This window comes from Streptomyces sp. NRRL S-920, assembly GCF_000717945.1.
GTDB lineage: Bacteria > Actinomycetota > Actinomycetes > Streptomycetales > Streptomycetaceae > Streptomyces > Streptomyces alboniger.
In genome coordinates, this window is record NZ_JODF01000031.1 from 118,089 (window position 1) to 124,389 (window position 6,301).

Genomic DNA, 6,301 nt, shown 5'->3' on the forward strand with positions numbered 1-6,301 from the left:
CGGGCCCCCTCATGCCGAGGCCTTCAGCGACAGACCGCCCGCCACGATCGAGTCCGAGCTGACCAGGGCCTGTTCGGCGCTCACGTCCGTCATGAAGACGAACGGCGGCACGAGGGGCGGCACCGGCAGCTTGTCGGGCGTGAAGGTCAGACACAGGAGCCCCTCGATGCACCCCTTGAACCTGGTCAGATAGAGCGTGACCGAGCCGCTCAGGTCCAACGTGTCGGCCGCTAGGGCGAGTTCGTCTCCCCCGTCCCGCGTCCTCAGCTCGTAGTCGGTGAGGGAGGCGGCCTTCATCCGCAGCACCATCACCTTCAGCGGGCCTTTCGCGGTAGGGACCTCCGTGACGCCCGCCACGATGAAGCCCTTGGGGGCGAAGAGCGTGGTGGTGATCGTCGGCGGGGTCGCGGCCGCCATGACCGGCTCGGCGGGGGCCGCGAGCGGTGACGCCTTCGCGGGGCTTCCGTTCACGATCCCCGCGACGATCACCACGGGCAGCAGCACGGCGAGCGTCCGCGTGCCCTGCCCGTCCCGTGCCTTCGGCAGCGCCGGGTCCTCCTCGGCGTCCTCGGGCACGGGCGTCCAGCCGAAGCCCATGGCGCTGCCCGCGATGCCGAGGAGCATGCCGACGAGGAAGCCGCCGAGGTTCGTGGCCGCGAACGAGAGCACCGAGAGGATCAGGGCGTTGAGGCTCACATAGTGGCGGGTGTGCGGCAGGAACCACAGGAAGAGCCCCGCCACGACCAGCGCGATCCCGATGCCGACCGCCGCGATCCCGCCGAGCCCGAGGCTCACGAGGACCGTCAGCGGCGAGAGCGGCACCAGCAGCAGCTCCGCGCCGCCGAGGATCAGCAGCAGGCCGCCCCAGAACGGCCGCGTGCGCCGCCACCTGCGGACGACCCGCCGCTGCTCGGGCCAGGGGAGCCGCCGGTCGAGCGGGCCGCCGCCGTCCTTGCGGAAGGGTCTGACGCCGCCTCTGCCGCCGCCCGTCAGAAGCACTTCTTGCCGCCGAGGCTGACGTCGACCCGCATGCCCTTGAGCCGGAAGTTGCCGCCGGTCGCCGACCAGGCGTGCGACTTCACGCCGGAGACGGTGATGTCCCCGGCCTGGAGCCCGAACTTGCCCCGCTCGCCCTTGACGCCGGGCACCTCGTCCAGCGTCGAGGCGTCCCGGCCGATCTGCGCGGTGCCGAAGCGGGCGTCGCCGACGAGGTCCTCGCCGTCGATGACGAGGTTGCTCGCGGTGACGTTCCCCGCGTCGCCGCCCGCGGTCAGTTTGAACACCACCGTGCCGAGCGGGGTCTTCACCTCGGCGGCCTGGCAGATGTCGGTCAGGGTCGCGTCGCCGATGCCGAGGAGCGCCACCGGGTGCCCCTTGCCGTCGATGTCCCGGTCCGTCTGGACGTACGAGGACAGGCCCTCGCTGGTCAGCTTGCCCGAGGAGACCTGGAAGCTGGTGCCCGACACGGCGAAGGACGCGGCGAGCGCGCCCTCGGCCATCACGGAGGCCATCACACCGACGGCGAGCACCGCCGGCATGGCCACCACGGCCGTCTTCCTCCAGGAGGTTCTGCCCTCGCGTAACGCGTCGCGTGCTGCACTCACTGTCTTCCTCCCGTACGTCGTTCCACGTCGTCAAGCGTGCGTAAGGGGAGTGCGTGAAGCGCCTCGGCAGCAGAGTCGGCCGACGGCACGGTTCTGCCATACTGCGGACAGTCCGAGGCAGTTGGAGACTAGGGCCGAAATTGAATAATAGTCAACAGCGCGGCACCGACCGCTCCGCGGCACGGCGCGCCGAACTCATCAGCATCGGCCGGAAGTTGTTCGCCGACACGTCCTACGACGCCCTGTCGATGGACGACATCGCGAAGCAGGCGGGCGTCGCCAAAGGGCTGATCTACTACTACTTCAAGTCCAAGCGCGGCTACTACCTCGCGATCATCGAGGACTCCGTCGCCGACCTCGTCGCGCGCGCCGGGCGCCATGACGACCTGCCGCCCGTGGACCGCGTACAGCGCACCATCGACGGCTATCTGCGCTACGCCGAGCACCACCAGGCGGCCTACCGCGCGATCATCAGCGGCGGCGTCGGCTTCGACGCCGAGGTGCAGGCGATACGGGACGGCGTGCGCGAGGCGGTGATCGGGGCGATCGCCGAGGGGATATACGGCCGCAAGGACATCCCCTGCCTCGCCCGCACCGCGCTGCTCGGCTGGGTGTGCAGCGTCGAGGGCGTCACGCTCGACTGGATCGGCCACCGCGGCCTGCCGCGCGAGACGGTCAGGGACCTGCTCGTGCGCACGCTCGGGGACACGCTGCGCGTCATCGAGGACTTCGAGCCGTCGTACCCGGCGCCCTCGCGCCCCTGAGGCGTTCCCGCGCGAAAAGGGGCGGGAGCCGACCGGCCCCCGCCCCTTGTTTCCGCGTACGCGACGTCAGTTGATGGCCTTGATCAGCTCACCGTTCGACGTGTCGCCGCTCAGCTCCCAGAAGAACGTGCCGCCGAGGCCCGCCTGGTTCTTGTAGTTCATCTTCCCCGCGATGGTCGCCGGAGTGTCATAGCTCCACCAGTTGTTCCCGCAGTGCGCGTACGCCGTCCCGCCGACCGTGCCGTTCGCCGGGCACTTGGTCTTCAGCACCTTGTAGTCGTCGATGCCCTGCTCGTACTTGCCCGCGGCGGGCCCGGTCGCCGTGCCTCCGGGCGCCTTCTGCGTGACACCCGTCCAGCCGCGGCCGTAGAAGCCGATGCCGAGCAGCAGCTTCTGGGACGGGATGCCGAGCCCCTTGAGCTTCTTGATGGTGGCATCGGAGTGGTACGAGGGCTTCGGGATGCCGCTGTAGGAGGTGAGCGGCGAGTGCGGGGCCGTCGGGCCCTTCGCGTCCCAGGCGCCGAAGTAGTCGTACGTCATGGGGTTGTACCAGTTGACGTACTGGGCGGCGCCCGCGTAGTCGGCGGCGTCGATCTTGCCGCCCGCGGAGGCGTCGGCCGGGATGGCCGCGGTCACCAGATTGCCGCCGCCGAACTTCGAACGGACCGCGGCCATCAGGTTCTTGTACGCCGCGCGCCCGCTGGTGTCACAGGTCAGACCGCAGGCGTTGGGGTACTCCCAGTCGATGTCGATGCCGTCGAAGACATCGGCCCACTTCGAGTTCTCGACCAGGTCGTAGCAGGACTTGGCGAAGGCCTCGGGGTTCTTCGCGGCCTCGGTGAACCCGCCCGACCAGGTCCAGCCGCCGAAGGACCACAGCACCTTGAGGTCCGGGTGCTTCTTCTTCAGCTTGCGCAGCTGGTTGAAGTTGCCGCGCAGGGGCTGGTCCCAGGTGTCGGCCACGCCGTCCACGGACTGCTCGGCGGTGTAGGCCTTGTCGGTGGCCGCGTAGGCGTCGCCCATCGCGCACTTGCCGCCCTGGACGTTGCCGAAGGCGTAGTTGATGTGCGTGAGCTTGTTGGCGGAGCCGGACGTCTCGATGTTCTTGACGTGGTAATTCCGGTCGTAGACGCCCCACTCGGTGAAGTATCCGACGACCTTGGAGCCGGCGACGGCCTTCGTGGCGGGGGCCCTGTCCTGCTCGGCGGCGGCCTGCTCGGCGGCGGCGCTGCCGGCGCCCGCGAGCAGACCCGCGCCGAGGGCGGCGCAACAGGCGGCGGCGATGAGGGCCCGGAGGCCGGTGCGGGGGGAGTGCGGTCTGAGCATCGTGTCTCCTCGTGGGGGGAAACAGGGAGGGGGAAGAGGCGCTGTGGACCTGCGGGGGTGCCGGGAGATGCGTTTGGCATGAACGCGGTAACTCGTTCGGGGGAACAGTAGGAGGACTAGACCAGTACGGTCAATGGTTCGTACCAATCCCGCGACCGGTGACGATCTCGGGACATCTTTCGAGTAAGCGGTCGTTAACTAGTGACGGGGTGCCGCCGATCGGGCATACTCAACGCGCCGCAGCCGCTGGTCAGCCGCTTCCGTGACCCGGGAGGAGACCCTGGCTCGGCATCGTTTCCGGCGTCGCCGCCTCACCCTGCGCGGGCGTCCGCCGTAGCCCGACAGGGAGGAGAGCGTCATGCCCGACCACGCCCCGCAGCCGGTGGACCGTCAGCTGCCCACGGATGAGGCCAGGGATCTGCTCTCGCTCGTCCGGGACATCGTCCACCGCGAGATCGCCCCGAAGGCGGCCGAGGAAGAGGAAGCCGGGCGCTTCCCGCGCGAGATCTTCACCCTGCTCTCCGAGGCGGGCCTGCTCGGCCTCGTGTACGACTCCGAGTTCGGCGGTGGCGACCAGCCCTACGAGGTCTACCTCCAGGTCCTGGAGGAGCTGGCCGCCGCGCGTCTGACCGTCGGCCTCGGCGTCAGCGTCCACACCCTGTCCTGCCACGCGCTCGCCGGATACGGCACCAAGGAGCAGCAGGCCGAACACCTGCCCGCCATGCTGGGCGGCGGTCTCCTCGGCGCGTACTGCCTCTCGGAGCCCGCGTCCGGCTCGGACGCCGCGTCCCTGCGCACGAAGGCCGTCCGGGACGACGGGGGCGCCGCCCGCCCGAGCGGAGCCGAGAGCGGGAGCGAGTGGGTGATCGACGGCACCAAGGCCTGGATCACCCACGGCGGAGTCGCCGACTTCTACACCGTGCTCGCCCGCACCGGCGGCGAGGGCGCCCGGGGTGTCACGGCCTTCCTGGTGCCGGGCGACGCGGAGGGGCTGAGCGCCGCGCCGCCCGAGAAGAAGATGGGCATGAAGGGGTCGCCCACCGCCCAGGTCCACTTCGACGGCGTACGCGTCCCGGACTCCCGCCGCATCGGGGAGGAGGGCCAGGGCTTCGCCATCGCGCTCTCCGCACTCGACTCGGGGCGGCTCGGCATCGCGGCCTGCGCCATCGGCGTGGCCCAGGCGGCGCTGGACGAGGCGCTGGCGTACGCCACCGAACGGCGGCAGTTCGGCCGGCCGATCGCGGACTTCCAGGGCCTTCGGTTCATGCTCGCGGACATGGCGACGCAGATCGAGGCCGGCCGGGCGCTGTATCTGTCGGCGGCCAGGCTGCGCGACGCGGGGCGGCCGTTCGCCAAGCAGGCGGCCATGGCCAAGCTGCTGTGCACGGACGCGGCGATGAAGGTGACGACCGACGCCGTGCAGATCCTCGGCGGCTACGGCTACACGGCGGACTTCCCCGTGGAGCGCCTCATGCGCGAGGCCAAGGTGCTCCAGATCGTCGAGGGCACCAATCAGATCCAGCGCATGGTCATCGCCCGTCACCTCGCGGGTCCCGAGACGCGCTGAACGGCCCGCGCGGCACGGGCGGCGCCATGAGGCGGACCCACTCCGGGTCGTGCCGCCCGGGCAGCGTCCGGCCCCGGTCGGCCCAGTAGCGGATCAGGGCCAGGTAGATCGGCGGGTCCGGGGGCGGGGGCTGCTGCGGCTGGTAGGCCTGCTGGGGCTGCTGGTAGGTCGGCTGTGGTGGTGGATACGCCTGCTGCGGCTGCTGGTAGGCCTGCTGCTGGGGCGGCTGGTACGCGGAGGGCCGGCGCGGCTGCTGGTAAGGCTGCCGGTGCGGCTGCGGATAGGGCTGCTCGCGCGGATCGGCCTGCTGAGGCCGTGGGGGAACCGATTCTGCGGAGGCGGGCACCGTCACCAGCGTGCGCCGTCGGCGGCCGCTGGGGGCGTGGGTGGGGCCCATGTCCGTGGGGGTCATACCGGGCCAACGCCTCCCGCACCGCCGAGGTCACCGCCGCGCGGATTAGGCCGTCAGTTCACGACATCCGCGTGTCGAGGCAGCGCACGCCGGGGCATGGCGGCCGGGGAGGCGGCGCGTGGCGGGGGTGCGGCGGGGTGGCTCCCGGGGGGCGGGCGCACCTGCCCCCAGCACCACCCACCCCGCCACCCACAACGACTCCGTCAACGCGTCGTAGACGGACCCCACCGCCCGCGGGAAATGTCCGGCGGGAGGTCGGAGAGGGTGAGCGCCCGGCCCGCGGGCTGTGGGCGAGGCCTCGGGACGCGGGGTGTGACAGCGCGGGCCCGGCCCAGCGCCGGGTCAGAGCGCGGCCCCGGGGCAGGGCCCGGCCCCGGGTCAGGCCCCGGCCCCGGGTCAGGGTCAGGGTCAGGGCGCGGGGCACGATATCGCGGTCCTGGCTCCGGTCCTGGCCCTGGCCCCGGTCCTGGCTCCGGTCCTGGCCCTGGCTCCAGTCCTGGCCCTGGCTCCAGTCCTGGCCCTGGCTCCGGTCCTGGCCCCGGCCTCGGGTCAGGCCCCGGCCTCGGGTCAGGCCCCGGCCTCGGGTCAGGCCCCGGCCTCGGGTCAGGCCCCGGCCTCGGGTCAGGCC

The 6,301-nt window shown here is 71.5% G+C and carries 6 protein-coding genes; 2 read left to right on the forward strand and 4 right to left on the reverse strand.

What is annotated here, in order from left to right; genetic code table 11:
• Positions 1 to 9: 9 nt before the first annotated feature.
• Entirely contained in the window at positions 10 to 999 is a 990-nt protein-coding gene (locus IG54_RS0122650) for a DUF6114 domain-containing protein (RefSeq protein WP_324615425.1), read from the reverse strand.
• A complete protein-coding gene (locus IG54_RS0122655; RefSeq protein WP_234336307.1) occupies positions 990 to 1,538 on the reverse strand; it encodes a DUF6230 family protein in 549 nt (182 codons plus the stop codon). The genes IG54_RS0122650 and IG54_RS0122655 overlap by 10 nt, the downstream gene beginning before the upstream one ends.
• Positions 1,539 to 1,744: 206 nt before the next feature.
• Between IG54_RS0122655 and IG54_RS0122660 the strand changes: the two genes are divergently transcribed.
• A complete protein-coding gene (locus tag IG54_RS0122660) occupies positions 1,745 to 2,368 on the forward strand; it encodes a TetR/AcrR family transcriptional regulator (RefSeq protein WP_030787388.1) in 624 nt (207 codons plus the stop codon).
• A gap of 66 nt (positions 2,369 to 2,434) precedes the next feature.
• Here IG54_RS0122660 and IG54_RS0122665 read toward each other — a convergent pair whose 3' ends face one another.
• Positions 2,435 to 3,694, reverse strand: coding sequence for a glycoside hydrolase family 18 protein (locus IG54_RS0122665; protein WP_030787391.1), 1,260 nt, complete (start codon positions 3,692 to 3,694; stop codon positions 2,435 to 2,437).
• A gap of 358 nt (positions 3,695 to 4,052) precedes the next feature.
• Here IG54_RS0122665 and IG54_RS0122670 point away from each other — a divergent pair, with 358 nt between their 5' ends.
• A complete protein-coding gene (locus IG54_RS0122670; protein WP_030787392.1) occupies positions 4,053 to 5,261 on the forward strand; it encodes an acyl-CoA dehydrogenase family protein in 1,209 nt (402 codons plus the stop codon).
• Here the strand turns inward: IG54_RS0122670 and IG54_RS38175 are convergent.
• Complete coding sequence (locus tag IG54_RS38175) at positions 5,224 to 5,673, reverse strand: hypothetical protein (protein WP_037897565.1); 450 nt, start codon at positions 5,671 to 5,673, stop codon at positions 5,224 to 5,226. The genes IG54_RS0122670 and IG54_RS38175 overlap by 38 nt on opposite strands.
• Between the last annotated feature and the right edge of the window lie 628 nt (positions 5,674 to 6,301).